A 17,083-nucleotide genomic window follows, 5' to 3' on the forward strand; every position below is an offset into this window, starting at 1 on the left:
AAGAAAAACTCTGTTTCGGGTGCGGGAACATGGCCGCGCTCTTGCAGGCTTCAGGAATGTTCTTCCGCCGCCGTCGCCGCAAGTGCCCGGTTATAGGCCTTGAGCGCGTCGACGTGGAACAGCGCCCCTTCCAGCGCCGGTGGTCCGCCACGGGGCGAAAGCTGCACCACCGGCACGTAGTCGAGGCCCGTGCGCTCGAAGATCGGCAGGGCGCTTTCCAGCGTGGCTTGGGTATCGGTGAAAATCCCCTGCTCGATCAGCGTCAGCATGACCTCTTCGGGGGCGGAATTCTCGTGGCTCATGGGGCGCATGACCTTGCCGACCCGGAACATCGACAACAGGTATGCCTGCGGCCCGGCGGCAAGGTGGATGTTGCGCCGCTCCAGCTGGGTCAGGAAGAACGAGCGGTCCACCAGTTTGGAGGACACGGCGGTGGACATCGACACCGCAACCATCACCGCCAACCCGGTCTGCCAATCCCCGGTCAATTCGAACACGATCAGCGTGGTGGAAATCGGGGCGCCCAGAACCGCCGCTGCGACGGCGCCCATACCCGCCAGCGCGTAAAGCGTCTCAGATCCCGAGACATCGGGGAATATGCCCGTCGCCACCAGCCCGAAGGCCAGGCCTAAAATCGCGCCGATCATCAGCGACGGGGAGAAGACACCGCCGCCCATCCGCCCCGCAATCGTGATCGCCGCCGCGATGGCCTTGAGGATGGCAAGAACCACTGCCTCCCACAGCAGCATTTCCCCCGTCAGGGCGGCTGACGTCGTCTCATACCCGACCCCGATGATATGGGGGAACCAGATCGCGATGCCGCCGAGCATCAGCCCGGCCACCGCAGGGCGCAGCCAGCGCGGCAGGTTGATCCGTTTCTGGATCGCGGTGCCCACATCCTCGGCCCAGAACGTGCCACGCATGAACAGGACCGCGATCAACCCGCTGAGGATGCCAAGGATCAGGAAGGCGGGCAGTTCGACATAGAAGCGCAGCATCCCTTCATCACCCAACATGAACTCCGTCACGCCGCCGAATTCCAGTCGGTTGATGACGGTCCCCGCCGCCGACGCGATCACGATGGGCGCGAAGGCATGGACCGCGAAGTGGCGCAGCACGACCTCCAGCGCGAAGATCGCCCCGGCGATGGGGGCATTGAACGAGGCGCTGACGGCAGCGGCCACGGCACAGCCCAGAAGGTCGCGCCCGGTGATCCCGTCCGCCTTGATCCAGTTGGAGATGCGGGTGGAAATCACGGCGGCTAGGTGGACGACCGGCCCCTCCCGGCCCGAAGATCCACCCGAACCGAGGGTGATCAGCGATGCGGCGGCGGAGGCCAAGCCCTCCCGCTCCTCCACCCGGCCTTCGTTGAGCGCCGCGCCCTCGATCACATCGGCCACGGACCGCACCCGCGCATCGGGCGTGAAGTGATGCAAGATCGCGCCCACGACAAGGCCCCCGCCCACGGGAATGATCAGGATCACCCACCACGGCAGGCTTTCGGCGAAGGAATGCAGCATCCGCACATCCTCCACCCCATAGAGCGTTTCCTGCAGCCAGGAGATCCCCTTGCGGAACAGCAGGGCCGTGAACCCGGCGGCGATCCCGATGAAAAGCGCAATGAGCCAGAATTGAAACTGGCTCGGCCCTTTTTCGAGGAGGAGAGACCAGATCCCGCGCGCGCCCATATGGGCGCGATGCGCCTGGGCTTTGAGGTATCCACGGGGGGTCTCGGCCACGATGGGCTCACTTTCCTGCGCGGGTCAGCGGATCAATGGCGGAAGAGAATGTACCGCGCCGTCCCTCTTCCCCTGACACGTTGACTGAAATTGGTAGAGAAACGCCAAGGCTTTGGAAACCCTGGGAGAGTTCAATTCAGTGTTTCCAAGGGTTTCAGCGGACGCGGGTGGCGTGATGGCCGCAATGTCAGGCGACGGGAACCGCGCCTTTCAGCAATTCACGCGCCGCGTCGCGGGCCGCATCGGTGATCGTATCGCCCGCCACCATGCGCGCGACCTCGTCCACGCGCTCCTCCGCCGAAAGCGGCATGACCCGGCTGAAGGTCGCGCCCTTCTCCACCGATTTCGCCACGCGCCAATGGTGCGCGCCAAGGGCCGCGACTTGGGGCGAATGGGTGACGACGAGGACCTGCCCCCCTTCGGCCAGCCGCTGCAAGCGCCTTCCGACCGCATCTGCCGTGGCCCCGCCGACGCCCCGGTCGATCTCATCGAAGATCATCGTCAGCCCCGCCGCGTCGGCGGTCAGGCAGACCTTGAGCGCCAGGAGAAACCGGCTGAGTTCCCCGCCCGAGGCGATGCGGTTGAGCGGCCCGGCAGGCGCGCCGGGGTTCGTGGCCACGGTGAAGGTAATCGCGTCCAACCCGTCGGGGCCCGCGGCGGCCTCCTCCCGCCGGGTCTCGAACACGGCGCGCTCCATCTTCAGGGGGGCCAGTTCCGCAGCCATGGCGCGGTCCAGCTTCGCGGCGGCTTTGATGCGCGCCTCGGTCAGCTTGGCGGCCACCGCATCATAGGCCGCCTGCGCCCGGTCACGGTCCGCCCGCAGATCGGCGATCTCCGCTTCTCCGCCATCCAGCGCCGCCAACCGCGTGCCGAGCTTTTCGGACAGATCCGCGAGGTCGTCGGCGAGGATATTGTGCTTCCGGGCCAAGCCACGCAAGGCGAACAGGCGTTCTTCGACCATCTCCAGCTCTGCGGGGTTGAATTCCAGCCGTTCCGCGAAGCTGGCGACACCGGCCTGCGCTTCTCCCAATTCCACCATGGCGCGTTCCAAAGCGGCGAGCGGGCGTTCCAGCCGCCCCTCCGCATGTTCCACCACCCCGTCGAGCCACCGGCTGGCATCGGACATCGCGCCTTCGGCCCCGTTGAGACCGAGGGCCGCGATGGCCTGCGCCACATCCTCGCGCATCTTCTCCGCGCCCTGCATCAGGCGGCGCTTGGCGTCCAGTTCGGCCTCTTCACCCGCCTGGGGGGCGAGCTTGTCCAATTCCGCCACTGCGTGCCTGAGGAAATCCTCCTCCTCCCGCATCTCCGCCAGTCGCGCTTCGGCGGCGTCCAGCGCCTTGATTGCCGCCGCGCGGTCCTTCCACGCCGCTTGCACCTTGGCCCGCTGGCCGTGCAATCCGCCGAAATCGTCGAGCATCGCGCGGTGGTTCTTCGGGTCAAGAAGCCCGCGATCATCCTGCTGCCCGTGCAGCTCCACCAGCACGTCCGACAGCGCGCGCAGCACCTCACCCGAGACGCGCCGATCATTGATCCACGCGGTCTTGCGCCCTTCGGTCGTGTTGATGCGGCGCAGGATCAATTCACCGTCGAAGGGAATTCCGGCGCCTTCCAGAACGGCAATTGCGGGATGGTCGCCGGACAGATCGAATTCCGCGACCACCTCGCCCTGCTCCGCCCCCGCGCGGACCAGATCGGCCCGTCCGCGCCATCCAAGGACGAAGCCGAGGGAATCCAGCAAGATGCTCTTGCCCGCCCCCGTCTCTCCGGTCAGCACGTTGAGGCCGGGCTGGAACGCCAATTCCAGCCGGTCGATGATAAGCATGTCGCGGATATCTAGGTGGCGCAGCATGGATCAGCCCGTCGGGTGGGGGGACCCCACCGCTTGCACATTACAGCCAGTCGCCCCGGACCGTCTGCTGCCAGACCTCACGCAACCAATTCTCGCCACGGGCCTCTAGCGACAGGCCCTGCCCGGTCAATTGCCGGAAGGCATCGTCATAGAAGGGTGAGGACTGGAAGTTGTATCCGAGGATCGCGCCCGCCGTCTGCGCCTCATCTGTCAGGCCGAGGGCGAGATACGCCTCCACCAGACGCAAAAGCGCCTCCGGCGTGTGGGAGGTTGTCTGAAACTCCTCCACGACGACGCGGAAACGGTTGATGGCGGAGGTGTAATGCTCGCGGCGCAGATAATAGCGACCCACTTCCATTTCCTTGCCCGCCAGATGGTCGAAGGCCAGGTCGAAGCGCAGGATCGCATCCTGGGTATATTCGCTGTCGGGGTAGCGTTCGATCACCACGCGCAGGGCCTGCAACGCCTGATAGGTTACACCCTGGTCGCGGCCGACCTGGTCGATCTGGTCATAGTAGCTGAGCGCCAGAAGGTATTGGGCATAGGCCGCATCTTCATTGCCGGGATAGAAATCGAGGTAGCGTTGCGCGGCCACCCGCGCAGCCTCGTAATCGCCATCCTCGTGGTAGGAGAATGCGGCCATGATAAGCGCGCGTTCGGCCCATGCGGAATAGGGGTGCAGGCGCTCGACCTCGATGAACAATTCGGCGGCGTCGTCGGCCTCCCCACGTTCCAGCGCCGCTTCGGCCTGCTGATAGATCGTTTCCGCGTCCAGCTGTTCAAGAGGGATGTTGTTGCCGCGCCCGGCAAAAAAGCCGCCGCCACCGAACAAACCACCACCGCCGCCGCCTCCGAACAGGCCCCCGCCACCACCGCATCCCGCCAGGACAAGCGTAAGTGCCAGCGCGGCACCGGTGATACGGAAACGGGGATGCGTCATTCGAATGGCCTCAAACCCAGACTGTTCGGCCCCTTCGGGCCTGTGCTCATCCCGGGTCTAGCACATTCCTTTTGCGGGCAAAATCCCTCAACCGCCCATTGGGTGCGATGGGGTGAATTAACGCAGATCACGGATGTGTCAGGCCACGTGAGCCAGATCGGCGGATTTCACGCCGACACCGGGCAGGCGCGCGGCCTGATCGTCGGTGCATTCCACCAGGCGCACCGCGCCCGGCGTCGCGAACAGCGCCCGCAGAAGCTGGTTCGTGACCATGTGGCCCGCGCGATATCCCGTGTAGAGGCCGAGGATCGGCGCACCGGCCAGGGCCAGGTCCCCGAGTGCATCCAGCATCTTGTGGCGCACGGCCTCATCGGCGTGGCGAAAGCCGCCGGGGCTCAACACATCGTCGCCATCCACCACGACCGCGTTGTCATAGGTGCCGCCCAAGGCGAGGCCCGCTTCGTGCATCATTTCGACGTCGGAGCGGCGGCAGAAGGTGCGGCTGTCGCACAATTCGCGCACGAAATGTCCGTTGGCCAGCCGTTCGACCCGGCGCTGACGGCCAATCGCGGCGTCGTCGAAGTCGATCGTGTAATCCATTTCCAGACCCGCGGCGGGGCTCAACTCTGCCCAGGCATCGCCATCTTCCACGCGGACTGTTTCAAGGATTTCAAAGGCATGGATCGGGGCCGATTGCCGTTGGATGCCCGCGTCCACGATGCCACGCACAAAGGGTGCGGCGGAGCCATCGAGGATCGGAAGCTCCGGCCCGTCCACTTCCACCAGGGCATTGTGGATACCGCAGCCGACAAGGGCTGCCATGATATGTTCGACGGTCGACACTTGGGTGCCGTCTTCAGCCACCAACTTGGTGCAGAGGCGGCTTTGCGGGACCAGATCGTAGCGGGCGGGGATCATCGCGGCATCGTCCAGATCCGAGCGGCGGAACCAGATCCCGACATTGGCCGATTGTGGAAGCAGGCTGACGCGCACCGGGCGGCCCGAATGCAGGCCCACGCCTACGAAATCAACCTGTTTTCGGATCGTTGCCTGCATCTGCTTGCCCGTATTCCTGTCCACTGTCCCGCGTCACCCATTGAGAAAGGACGATCTGCCGGGGTCCGCGCATCCCGCACCCGAACTGGGTTAAGGAAGATTTACCGCGTGATATGGGGGTACCGGGGCGGGCCGCTAGGGGCAACTCAACCTTTATGACGTGCTGCAACAATGGCTTGTGGGGTCGGCGGGAAGTTGCCGAAATGTTGTGGATAAGCCTGTAACACGCTGGGAACGCAAAGAAAAAGGCCGGTCCAAGACCGGCCCTTTCCGCAATATCGTGACCTGGATTCAGTTGGCCTGACGGCGCAGGAAGGCGGGAATTTCAATCCGCTCCTGGTCCGGATCGACAATGCCGTCATCCATGGATTGCGGCGCGGGCGCCGGTGCAGCACCCATCGTCGGCTGACGACGCTCGACCGGGGCCGGGCCGTCCTCGGCGCTGCCGGTCATGCGGTTGATCAGGGAATTGATGCCAAAGCCGCGCTTGGGCTGCCCTTGATCCGCTCCACCACCCAGGGGCGCCGCGGCGCGCGGGGCCTGGGGCTGCGGGGCGGCTTGCGGGGCATCGCGCTGGATCGCTGCGCGCAGGCGGGCAAGCGCCTCGGGCGTGGGCGATCCGGTCGCGGCGGGTTTCGGCGCGACATAGCCCTGTTGCACATCCGGGCCGCCCACGATTTGCGCACGGGTCGGGGCCGGCGCGGCTTCAACGGACGGGGCAGGCGCGGGGGCCGGTTGATAGGCCGGCGCCGGAACCTCGTCCTCGGCGCTCTGATCCTCGGCCACCTCGGGTGTCGGGTCGAACGTCTCGAACAACGACGGCTCGGGCGCGGCTTCGGCGGCAACCTCTTCGGTTGCTTCCGCTTCGGTCGCGGCGTCCGCGTCCTGGGCCGCTACGATGGCGGCGGAGGCGTGGAACTGGCGCGCGGGCTGCGGCGTCTCAGCCTGCTCGACCGCGTCGATCCCGGTAGCCACGACGCTGACACGCATCATGCCTTCCATGTTGGTGTCGAGCGTGGAGCCGACAATGATATTGGCTTCCGGGTCCACTTCCTCGCGGATGCGGTTGGCCGCTTCGTCCAGCTCGAAGAGGGTCAGATCGTAACCGCCGGTCACGTTGATCAGAACGCCACGCGCGCCTTTGAGGCTGATTTCGTCCAGAAGCGGGTTGGCGATGGCCTTCTCGGCTGCGGCAAGGGCGCGGTTTTCGCCCTCTCCCTCGCCGGTGCCCATCATGGCTTTGCCCATCTCGTTCATCACGGCGCGAACATCCGCGAAGTCGAGGTTGATGAGGCCCGGACGCACCATCAGGTCGGTCACACCCTTCACGCCCTGATACAGAACGTCATCAGCCATGGAGAAGGCCTCGGTGAAGGTCGTCTTCTCGTTGGCCAGCCGGAACAGGTTCTGGTTGGGGATGATGATGAGCGTATCGACGACCTTTTGCAGGGCTTCGATCCCCTCATCGGCCTGGCGCATCCGCTTGGCGCCCTCGAACTGGAAGGGTTTGGTGACGACACCGACCGTCAGAACACCCAATTCGCGGGCGGCCTGCGCGATGATCGGGGCCGCGCCGGTGCCGGTGCCGCCGCCCATACCGGCGGTGATGAACGCCATATGCGCACCCGCCAGGTGATCAACGATGTCTTCAATGGATTCTTCGGCCGCCGAGGCGCCAACTGCGGGCCGGGCCCCTGCGCCGAGACCTTCGGTCACGCGCGCGCCCATCTGGATGCGGCTGTGGGCGGTGGACTGGGCCAGCGCCTGGGCGTCGGTATTGGCCACAACGAACTCGCAGCCATCAAGCTGCTGGTCGATCATGTTGTTGACGGCATTGCCGCCCGCGCCGCCGACGCCGAATACGGTGATGCGCGGCTTCAGCTCGGGCTGCGCTTCGGGCATGGTAAGATTGAGAGTCATGGATACTGTCCGCCTGTTTCTGTCCTGGCCCCCAATCTTGTGCGTCGGGTCGCCGTTCTGCCTCATTTATTGGGGGGCAGACTACCGACTCGTCCCCCCGGCGTCACGCAGAAAATCCCGCGGATGCGCGAAATGTGGCCACTTTGTGGCAAAAACACCGGCGATGTAGCGGGGAAACCCCAGATGAAGGGGTTACCAGTTGTCCTTGAACCATTTCGCGGCCCGGCGAAGGGACCGCGCAGGCAGACGGTCGGCGGGCAAATCGAAGTCCCACCATTCGTCCTGCGGGCTGGCCGCGAACAGCGCGAGGCCCACACAGGCCGAGAATGCGGAGCCATAGGCCGTCTGCGGCAGGCCCGCGACCCGCATGGGCCGCCCAAGGCGCACCTGGTTGCCGAGAATGCGGCTCGCCAACCCGTCAAGGCCCGGAATCTGTGATCCGCCACCGGTCAGGACGATGCGCTGGGAGGGCAGATGCTCGAACCCGGCCGCGTCCAGACGTGCGCGCACTTCCTCAAGGATTTCCTCGACCCGGGGGCGCATGACCCCGATCAACTCCGCCCGGCTGACGGTGCGGCGGTCGTGGTGCCAATCGCCGGTATCGCCTTCCAGCTCGATAATCTCCCGATCATCAAGACCCGTGGCCATCAAGCCACCGAATTTCGTCTTGATCCGCTCCGCATTGTCCATGGGGATCTGCAAGCCCTGGCTGATGTCGCGTGTCACATGGGCGCCGCCCATCCGCACGGTATCGGCAAAGATCATGTGCTTCTTCATGAAGATCGACAGCGATGTGGCCCCGGCCCCCATGTCGATACAGGCCGCCCCGAGTTCCTGTTCGTCTTCGACAAGGCTCGACATGCCCGCGACATACGGCGCACAGGCAAGGCCGGCCAGTTCCAGATCACACCGCTTAACGCAATGCAGCAGGGTCTCGATCGCGCGGCCATCGGCCGTCAGAAGGTGCATGTCCACCGACAGGCGGTTGCCCACATGCCCCCTGGGGTCGGCAAGCCCGGTGCGATTGTCGAGCGAGAAGTTCACCGGCTGCGCGTGCAGCACCTCGCGGCCTGGCCCGATATCGGGCATGTCGCAGACCGACAGGACGCGACCGATATCGTGATCCTCCACATTGCCCGTCTGCAACTCCACATCACCTGTCAGGCCATAGGACCGGGGCCGCGCGCCGGACAGGGACACGATGACGTGGTCGACGCGGGCATTGGCCATCTTCTGGGCGGCCTGCACGGCGGTGCGGATCGCGCGCTCGGTTTCCTGGACGGTGTCGATCTCTCCGAATTTCACACCGCGCGAGCGCGTCGTGGCGGCGCCGATCACGCGGAAGGCGGATTGACCGGCCATGCCGCCGATCCCTTCATCCTCAACCTGCGCGCCGTCGAACCGCAGCACGAGGCACGCCACCTTGAACGTGCCGATATCCAGAACCGCGATCACACCACGGCGCATCGCCTCTTGCCGCTTGGCCCGCATGGCCCTCTGAGATTGGTAAAGCAACGTCATCCGCGCCGATCCCCATTCGTCCCTTCGGCTGCGATCGTTCTGATGCGCCGCAGCTCCGTCATTGCCCCATCCGTCAACCGCACGGTCAAGCGACCGGGGTTGCGCATGTCCACGATTGTCACGTCCCGCTCTAGGATCTCGCCCACGTCATGGAGCGCGAGGATCCGGTCAAGCGCCGCACGCGATCCCGCCTCGGGAAGCTGAATGCGGGTGCCGTTGGTCAATACCACGTCCCACCGCCGTTCACCCACGCGGACCAGCCCATGCACCCGGTCGCCCAGGGGCTCCGCCGCGTCGATCAGCGCCAGCGCCTCAGGCACGGCAAGGTTTGCGCCCTCGCCGCCAAGAAGCGGCAGGGGACCGGGCAGATCGCGGGTGCCGAAGCCCGCGATGAAGATACCGTCGTGATCCACGATGCTCAGCCCCTCATGGGTCAGCCAAAGGGCGGCGGGCAGGCGTTCGTCGATGCGCACCGCAAGATAGCCGCCCGATTGCACACGCAAATCGGCGGACCGGACGGAGGGCAATGCCTCCAACCGCCCGCGCAATTCGTCGAGGTCCAGATCGAAGGAGGAGATCGGCAAATCCAGCGCCAGCGCCGCGCGGACCTCTTCCGTCACCTGTTCCCCTGCCCCGTCGATGCCAAGCACGTTGACGCGGAATTCCGGACGGTTCTCGATCTCGCGCCTAATTTCGTAGGCGGCCTCGAACAGGCCGTCGATCCGGTCCTCGTCGCTGAGGTACCAGGACACGGCAGCGAACAGGACGAAAAGCGGAATGCCGATATTGAGTGCCTTGCGGAAGATCGGTGTCAGCCACAGGCGCTGCACCCGGTAGCTGAGCCGCGACGGCGCGGGATCGGCGCGCACGGCCTGCGGCTGCGGGTTGGTCGGGCGGCGGGCGACTAGCGATCGCATGAGGCATCCTCCACAAGCCAGCGGCACAGCTTGCCGAACGGCATCCCCGTCGCTTCGGCCTGTTCGGGCGTCAGCGAAGTCGGCGTCATGCCGGGTTGGGTGTTGGTTTCCAGAATGACCAGGCCGTCCATGCCGCGCCCCTCGTCCCAGCGGAAATCGGTGCGGCTGACGCCCTTGCAGCCAAGCGCGGTATGGGCGCGCATCGCCATGTCCATGCAGGCATCGAAGATGTCCTGCGGCACGTCGGCGGGCACGACATGGCGCGATCCGCCGGGCTTGTACTTGGCGTCGTAATCATACCAGCCGTCCGTCAGGATATCGGTCACGGTCAGCGCGCCGGGATCATCCGGGCCATCGCCCAGAACCGTCGTCGTCAACTCGCGGCCCGGCGCGTAGGTCTCAACCATCACCTCGTCGGGCATGTCGTCGGACAATTTGGGCGGGCCGTTCGCGGCCTCGTTGACCAGGTAGACACCGACCGATGAGCCTTCGTTGTTGGGCTTGACCACGTAGGGCGGCTGCATCACGTGCTCGGCGCGCACCCGGTCGCGCGGGGCCAGAACGCTTTCAACCACGGGAAGGCCCGCGCGGCGGAACACATCCTTGGATCGCGCCTTGTCCATCGCGAGTGCAGAGGCGAGCACACCGGAATGGGTGTAGGGCAGACGCATCCATTCCAGTATGCCCTGCACACAGCCGTCTTCACCCCAGCGTCCGTGGAGCGCGTTGAAGACAACGTCGGGTTGGATGTCGGACAGGCGCGCGTACAGATCGGAGGCCGCATCGACCTCGATCACATCAAAACCTTCTCCGCGCAACGCCTCGGCGCACTCTCTGCCAGTGCTCAGTGACACCTCGCGTTCGGCCGAGGGGCCACCCATCAAGACGACAACACGGGATGGGAGGCTGCTCAACCCTGCCACCGATACTGTCCTCAACCTGTCCTGCGGATACGTGCCCGCCGGATCGATTTTGCCGGAAATTTGCCCCGGCCCTTGCTTTTATGGGATGCGGTCGGGCGCACCCACCCGCATGATTTCCCACTGTAATTCTATGCCTTGGGTTTCGTACACCCTTTTTCTGACCTCTTCCCCCAATCCCTCCAAATCTGCGGCAGATGCGCCACCCTTGTTAATGAGGAAGTTGGAATGCATTTCGGACATCTGCGCGCCGCCGCGCGTGGCCCCGCGCATGCCCGCGGCGTCGATCACCTTCCACGCCTTGAGGTCGTGGACATCATCCGCCCGCCCGGTGGAACTGTAGCCCGCCGGATTGCGGAAGGTGGACCCGGCGGTCAGCTCTTTCGTGGGTTGGGTCGCGTCGCGTTTGGCCAGTTGTTCCTCCATCCGCGCGTGCAGATCGTCGGGTGCGCCGGGGCGACCGTCCAAATGCGCGGCGACCACCACGCATCCGTCAGGAAGGTCCGTCTGACGGTATCCGAAGCCGACCTGCGACGCATCGAACGTCTCGCGGATACCATCGCGGAGCACGACCTCGATCTCCACGACATAGTCGGCCATGTAACTGCCATAACACCCGGCATTCATCCGCACCGCGCCGCCGATCGAGCCGGGGATCGTCCGCAGAAACGTCAGGTCCACGCCCGCATCCGCGGCTTTCACCGCGACATGCTTGTCCAAGGCCGCGGCCCCGGCGGAGACATGGGTGCCGTCGATGATGATCTCCCGAAATCCGCGCCCGAGCTTGATCACGACGCCGGGCAGACCCCCGTCGCGCACGATCAGGTTGGACCCGACGCCAAGCGGGAAGACCGGAATGGCGGGGTCCAGCGCGGAAAGAAACTCGGAAAGGTCCTCCACATCCGCCGGCTCGAACAACCACTCCGCCGGGCCGCCCACACGCAGCCATGTCAGGCCGGACAGGTCGCGGTTCGCAGTCAGGCGACCGCGCGGTTTGGGCAATTCGTCGATCACGTCGCACCCCGCCGGGACAGGAAGACGCGCACACCGGCGCCGATCACGCTGGAGACGACGACACACATCGAGAATGGAATGAGAATTCCGTAAAGCACCAACGGCGATTGCAAGGCCCCGCGCCCCGTGTCGGTATCAAGAAACATCGCGTACCCCATCGTCGCACCGGCGCATGCCACCCAAAGCGCGAAGATCGTCCAGGCCGGCCCCACGCGCGCCGTCACGTAGCCCGCGAGGATGCCGCCGATCGCGGCGAAGGCAACGATCACGATCAACAGGTTCACGGCTGGCCCTCGTTCTCACCCGCGTCGACCGACATCGCCCGGCGCATCCTTTGGCCCGCTCGGATCAGCGGCCAACGCAGCAGCGACATACCGCCAAGCAAGATGACAATGCCCCAAAACGGCCCCGCCTGATACGTGACCCACCCCAGAAGCGGTATGCCCGTGGCAATCAGGGTCCAGGCGGCAGGGATGTGGAAGCGGCGCGGCCCCATGGCAATAAGGCAGGCCAGAAGCGCCCAGACACAGGCAAGGATCAGCGAGCCGGGCATCAGGACGCCCTCCCCATTGCGCGGTTCCAGAAATACCTCAGCGGGTTGCGGAACATGGAGCCTATGGCGAACACGATGACGGCGATCCAGAACCAGCCATGGGAATAGCCCACGAAGATCGTCAGGGGGACTGACGCGACCAGCAACGCGATCCCCGGCGGGAATTGCATCCGGTAGGGCAGCATGGCCGTGATTGCGGACGCAAGCACCCAAAGGCAGGCGAGGGTCAGGGCAAGGCTCATCCGCCCACCACCTTCTTGTCGAGATCGGCTAGGCGCGCGGGCAATCCGTTGGCCCAGGCGGAAATCGTACCGGCGCCAAGGCACACGACCATATCACCCGGACGCGCCTGTTCGCGGACCAGTCGTTCCAGATCATCCTCGTCCAGCAGCGCGCGCGCGTGGCGATGACCGTGGCGGATCATACCCGCGACCAGATCGTCGCGTGATGCGCCCTCTATCGGATCTTCTCCGGCGGCATAGACATCGCCGATGGCCACCACGTCCGCCTCGTTGAAGCAGGCGCAGAAATCTTCGAACAGGCTGGCAAGGCGCGAATAACGGTGCGGCTGATGCACGGCGATCACGCGGCCCTCGCTGGCCTGGCGCGCGGCCTTCAGCACGGCGGCGATTTCAACGGGATGGTGGCCGTAATCGTCGATGATCGTGATGCCACCCACTTCGCCCACCTTGGTGAATCGGCGGTTGACCCCCTTGAAGCCATCCAGCGCCTCCCGGATCTCCTCACCCTTCATGCCCAGATGCCGCGCCACGGCGACGGCGGCCAAGGCGTTGGAGACGTTGTGGTCCCCGGGCATCGGCAAATGGCAGCCCTCGATCACCATCTCGTCGGCGGCCAGCGCGATATCGAAATGTGCGGCCCCGCCCTTGTAATGCAGGTTGATCGCACGGACGTCAGCTTGCGCGTTGAAGCCATATGTCACCACGCGGCGATCCGTGATCCGGCCCACCAGCGCCTGGACTTCGGGGTGATCGGTGCAACAGACGGCCAGGCCGTAGAACGGAATGTTCGACACGAAATCGAGGAAGCCCTGGCGCAAATTCTCGATGCTGCCCCAATGCTCCATATGCTCCGGGTCGATATTGGTGACGATGGCGATGGTCGCGGGCAGACGGTTGAAGGTGCCGTCGCTTTCATCGGCCTCCACCACCATCCATTCGCCCTTGCCCATCCGCGCGTTGGATCCGTAGGCGTGGATGATCCCGCCATTGATGACCGTGGGGTCAAGCCCGCCATGGTCCAGCAAGGTTGCCACCATCGTGGTCGTCGTGGTCTTTCCGTGGGTCCCGCCGATGGCGACGTTGGAGCGCATGCGCATCAGCTCCGCCAGCATCTCCGCCCGGCGCACGACCGGCAGGCCCCTCAGCCGTGCCGCGTCCAGTTCCGGATTGCCCGGCTTGATGGCCGAAGAGATGACGACCACGTCTGCGCCTTCCAGATTCTCCGCCTTTTGACCGATGAAAATCCGCGCGCCAAGGGAGGCGAGCCGTTCGGTGATCTTGGAGGGCTTCAGGTCAGACCCCTGCACCTGGTAGCCGTGATTCAACAGCACCTCGGCAATGCCGGACATGCCGATGCCGCCGATCCCGACGAAGTGGATGGGGCCCAGTTGGGTCGGCAATTTGGTGACGGCGGCGGCATTCATGGGATCATTCGGCTCCTGCTAGGGTTTCGACCAGCGCCACCAGACGCTCCGTCGCGTCGGGCACGGCGACCGACAGCATGGCTTGCGACATGCGGGTGGCGGCTTCGGGTTGGGTCAGAACGGTTTCGATACAGGTGGCAAGGCTTTGCGGAGTGAGCTGACTTTCCGGCATCATGATCGCACCGCCCGCATCCACGGGGCCGCGCGCATTGGCCGTCTGCTCGTCCCGGACGGCCGCGGCCAACGGCACGATGATCATGGGCCGCCCGATCACGGCACCGTCGGCGACGGAGGACGCCCCGCCCCGCGCGATAACCAGCTGCGCCTCCGCCAGCTTTTCCGGCATGTCGTTGATGAAGGGCGTGACCTCAGCCCGTAGGCCCATCTCGTCGTAGGCCTGCGTCACCCGTTCCACGTCCTCCTTGCGGGCCTGTTGCGTGACGCGCAGCCGGTCGCGCAACGGCTCCGGCAACAGGGCGATGGCGGCAGGCACGTTATCCGACAGGATGCGCGCCCCTTGGGAGCCGCCGAAAACCACAAGGCTCATCGGCCAATCGCCCGGCGGCGTGTAGGTTGCGGCCGCCCGCTCAAGGATGGCGGCGCGGACCGGGTTGCCCGTGTGCTGTCCTTTCACGCCTGCCGGCAATTCCGTGGGCCACGTGCCGCAGGCCACCGCGTCGACACGCTTGGCGAAGGCGCGGTTTACCCGGCCCAGAACCCCGTTTTGTTCGTGCAGCATCCGCGGACGGCGCAAAATCCACGCCGCCGCCATGGCCGGGATCGTCGGGTATCCGCCGAACCCCACGACGATATCGGGCTTTTCGCGCATCATGCGCGTGGTGGCGGTGAAGACCCCGCCCAGGATGCGGAACGGCACGGCCAGTCTTGCCAGCAGGCCGCCGCGTGTGAACGTCGCGCTGCTCACCTGCCGGATCTCGACCGCGTGGGAGAACCCGCCGGTGTAGCGCGCGCCCCTTGGATCGGTCGACAGCGTCACGCGCCAGCCCTTGCGCAACATCGCCTCGCTCAGCGCCTGGGCGGGGAACATGTGCCCGCCCGTGCCGCCTGCCGCGATGATGATGTGGGGCTGCGTCATGTCCTACCTTTGACGGCTCAACAAATGGTCCGCGATGTCGCCCTGCGGGCGGGTGCGGGTGAACACCAAAAGCATACCGACCGCAATCCCCGTCGCAATGAGCGAGGAGCCACCGTAGCTCACGAATGGCAACGTCATGCCCTTGGCGGGCAGAAGCCGCACGGCCACGCCCATGTTGATGAAGGCCTGCAACGCCAGAAGACTGACCAGCCCCGTCCCCGCCAACCGCGCGAACGGATCGCGCTCCTTCATCAGGCGGAAATAGCTGCGCAAGGCAATGGTCAGGTAAAGCGCGATGATCGTGGCCACCAGGACCAGCCCGTATTCCTCTGCCGCGACGGCGATGATGAAGTCGGTATGGGCGTCCGGCAGCGTCCATTTGACGGAGCCTTCGCCGAGCCCGGTGCCGAACAGCCCGCCTTCGCGGATCGCGTCGGTGGCATAGCCAAGCTGGGTGTTGGGCGCGACCTCGTCACTCAGGAACCCGTCGATACGGCGCGCGAAGTGCTCGGACCCGTTGTAGGCCAGCACCCCGCCGAACGCGACGACGGCCAGAAGGACCATCAGGATCAGCATGGGCGCACCGGCCACGAAATAGATGACCGACCACGCGAAGATCACCAGCGCCGCCTGCCCGAAATCCGGCTGCATTGCGAGGAAACCCACGATCACCAGCGTCACGAACAGCGACACCGATTTGCCCGGCGGCCCCGCCACTTCTTGGCTGGCGGCCATCATCCAGGCGGTGAAAACAACGAAGACGGGTTTGAGAAATTCCGACGGCTGCAAGGACGCGAAGCCCAGCGAATACCAACGCGTCGCCCCCTGCCCGTAATCCGTGCCGAAAAACGGCAAGAGCGCCACGGCGGCCACGGCAACGAAGAAGCCCAAGACCCCCCAGCGCCGCACCGATGTCGGCGTCATCATCGACACCAGCACCATCACGCTCAACGCGATGCCCCCGAAAAAGGCTTGCCGGATCACGTAGTGGAAGGGTTCGTGCCCATTGCGTTCCGCCAGCGGTGGGGAGGCCGCGAAACCCAGAAGGATGCCGATGGCGAACAGCGCCAGAATGCACCCCAACGTCACCCGATCGACCGAACTCCACCACCGCGGGATCACCGCGTCGCCCGAATGCACTACGACCGTGCCGTGCGCCATTTCCGTCATGAATACGCCTGCCTTGCCCGAACGACGGTTGCCCGCCGCGTCTCTGCTCATGCCCGGATTGTCCCGGGTCTATCACGCAAGGATAGCGCGAAAAAGCGCACGCGGCTAGGGAAAAGGGGCAAGCTGACCGGCCGCGACGCCCGGTTCCCCGGGCGCATTCAAGGCAGGACGCATCCCGATCCTAACCGCCCAGGTAGGCGTAGTAGTGGAATTGGCATGTTCCGGGGGCACCGGGCGTGCAGGAAATCGCGTTCACCGTCTGCACGTATTGCACCACGATCGTGGCCGCGCCGTTGTAGGTATAACCTTCGATATGGTGGCGCGTGATCAGGCCCGGCGCGTCGTGAAAGACGCGCACCTCACCGTCGGGCATGACGGCTTCGAAACAGGTCCCTTGCGTGGCCCAGGTGCCAGCATGCTCCGCGCATGGCCCGGCGCGGTCGGTCACGTGCAACACGATCTGCTCGACGGAGAGGACGGTTTCCACGTTCGGGATGCTCATCATCGGTATCTGCGCCGGGGTCGGCGGATCTTCCGCGTGGACTTGGGTGGTCAGGGCCAGCGACAGGGCAAGAAGCGAAAAGAACTTGGTCATCTGTGGTCTCCTTTCAGGAGGAAAATGAATTGCCCGGGCTGGAAAAGGGGAAGCAAGGCGCCCGGTATGGCATTGAAATGTCACGGGGCGGGGGCGCTTCGCTATGGGGAAGTATCCCCATTAT

The 17,083-nt window shown here is 65.2% G+C and carries 16 protein-coding genes; all 16 read right to left on the bottom strand.

Translation table 11 applies throughout. The features are described 5' to 3' along the window. Positions 1–50: 50 nt before the first annotated feature. The 16 genes from KUW62_RS09815 to KUW62_RS09890 all read right to left on the bottom strand — a co-directional run bounded on the left by KUW62_RS09815 (position 51) and on the right by KUW62_RS09890 (position 16,959). Positions 51–1,739 carry a chloride channel protein gene (locus KUW62_RS09815; RefSeq protein ID WP_370632879.1) on the bottom strand — a complete coding sequence of 563 codons (1,689 nt, stop codon included), beginning with the start codon at positions 1,737–1,739 and terminating at the stop codon, positions 51–53. A gap of 187 nt (positions 1,740–1,926) precedes the next feature. After that, a complete protein-coding gene (gene recN / locus KUW62_RS09820; protein WP_224815305.1) occupies positions 1,927–3,591 on the bottom strand; it encodes a DNA repair protein RecN in 1,665 nt (554 codons plus the stop codon). Between the two features lie 40 nt (positions 3,592–3,631). Then, on the bottom strand, positions 3,632–4,531 hold the full coding sequence (locus KUW62_RS09825) for an outer membrane protein assembly factor BamD (RefSeq protein WP_224815306.1): 900 nt from the start codon (positions 4,529–4,531) through the stop codon (positions 3,632–3,634). A gap of 138 nt (positions 4,532–4,669) precedes the next feature. Beyond that, positions 4,670–5,587 carry a UDP-3-O-acyl-N-acetylglucosamine deacetylase gene (gene lpxC, locus KUW62_RS09830; protein WP_224815307.1) on the bottom strand — a complete coding sequence of 306 codons (918 nt, stop codon included), beginning with the start codon at positions 5,585–5,587 and terminating at the stop codon, positions 4,670–4,672. Positions 5,588–5,878: 291 nt separating this feature from the next. After that, positions 5,879–7,507, bottom strand: a complete 1,629-nt coding sequence (ftsZ, locus tag KUW62_RS09835; protein WP_224815308.1) for a cell division protein FtsZ — start codon at positions 7,505–7,507, stop codon at positions 5,879–5,881. A 192-nt stretch (positions 7,508–7,699) separates the two neighbouring features. Beyond that, positions 7,700–9,028: a cell division protein FtsA gene (ftsA, locus tag KUW62_RS09840; protein WP_224815309.1), complete on the bottom strand. Its 1,329-nt coding sequence runs from the start codon at positions 9,026–9,028 to the stop codon at positions 7,700–7,702. After that, on the bottom strand, positions 9,025–9,945 hold the full coding sequence (locus KUW62_RS09845; RefSeq protein ID WP_224815310.1) for a cell division protein FtsQ/DivIB: 921 nt from the start codon (positions 9,943–9,945) through the stop codon (positions 9,025–9,027). Before KUW62_RS09845 ends, ftsA begins: the two co-directional genes overlap by 4 nt. Continuing rightward, positions 9,933–10,868, bottom strand: coding sequence for a D-alanine--D-alanine ligase (locus tag KUW62_RS09850; protein WP_224815311.1), 936 nt, complete (start codon positions 10,866–10,868; stop codon positions 9,933–9,935). The genes KUW62_RS09845 and KUW62_RS09850 overlap by 13 nt, the downstream gene beginning before the upstream one ends. A 78-nt stretch (positions 10,869–10,946) precedes the next feature. After that, positions 10,947–11,876, bottom strand: a complete 930-nt coding sequence (gene murB, locus KUW62_RS09855; protein WP_224817086.1) for a UDP-N-acetylmuramate dehydrogenase — start codon at positions 11,874–11,876, stop codon at positions 10,947–10,949. Beyond that, on the bottom strand, positions 11,876–12,163 hold the full coding sequence (locus KUW62_RS09860) for a hypothetical protein (RefSeq protein ID WP_224815312.1): 288 nt from the start codon (positions 12,161–12,163) through the stop codon (positions 11,876–11,878). Before KUW62_RS09860 ends, murB begins: the two co-directional genes overlap by 1 nt. Further along, positions 12,160–12,432: a DUF2484 family protein gene (locus tag KUW62_RS09865; RefSeq protein ID WP_224815313.1), complete on the bottom strand. Its 273-nt coding sequence runs from the start codon at positions 12,430–12,432 to the stop codon at positions 12,160–12,162. Before KUW62_RS09865 ends, KUW62_RS09860 begins: the two co-directional genes overlap by 4 nt. Beyond that, positions 12,432–12,674: a DUF2484 family protein gene (locus KUW62_RS09870; RefSeq protein WP_224815314.1), complete on the bottom strand. Its 243-nt coding sequence runs from the start codon at positions 12,672–12,674 to the stop codon at positions 12,432–12,434. The genes KUW62_RS09865 and KUW62_RS09870 overlap by 1 nt, the downstream gene beginning before the upstream one ends. Beyond that, positions 12,671–14,098: a UDP-N-acetylmuramate--L-alanine ligase gene (murC, locus tag KUW62_RS09875; RefSeq protein ID WP_224815315.1), complete on the bottom strand. Its 1,428-nt coding sequence runs from the start codon at positions 14,096–14,098 to the stop codon at positions 12,671–12,673. The genes KUW62_RS09870 and murC overlap by 4 nt, the downstream gene beginning before the upstream one ends. A 4-nt stretch (positions 14,099–14,102) precedes the next feature. Continuing rightward, a complete protein-coding gene (locus tag KUW62_RS09880; RefSeq protein ID WP_224815316.1) occupies positions 14,103–15,194 on the bottom strand; it encodes a UDP-N-acetylglucosamine--N-acetylmuramyl-(pentapeptide) pyrophosphoryl-undecaprenol N-acetylglucosamine transferase in 1,092 nt (363 codons plus the stop codon). A gap of 3 nt (positions 15,195–15,197) precedes the next feature. Continuing rightward, positions 15,198–16,364: a putative lipid II flippase FtsW gene (gene ftsW / locus KUW62_RS09885; RefSeq protein ID WP_224817087.1), complete on the bottom strand. Its 1,167-nt coding sequence runs from the start codon at positions 16,362–16,364 to the stop codon at positions 15,198–15,200. 181 nt (positions 16,365–16,545) lie between these two features. Next, positions 16,546–16,959 carry a hypothetical protein gene (locus KUW62_RS09890; protein ID WP_224815317.1) on the bottom strand — a complete coding sequence of 138 codons (414 nt, stop codon included), beginning with the start codon at positions 16,957–16,959 and terminating at the stop codon, positions 16,546–16,548. Positions 16,960–17,083 lie beyond the last annotated feature (124 nt).

Source organism: Hasllibacter sp. MH4015 (assembly GCF_020177575.1).
Lineage (GTDB): Bacteria > Pseudomonadota > Alphaproteobacteria > Rhodobacterales > Rhodobacteraceae > Gymnodinialimonas.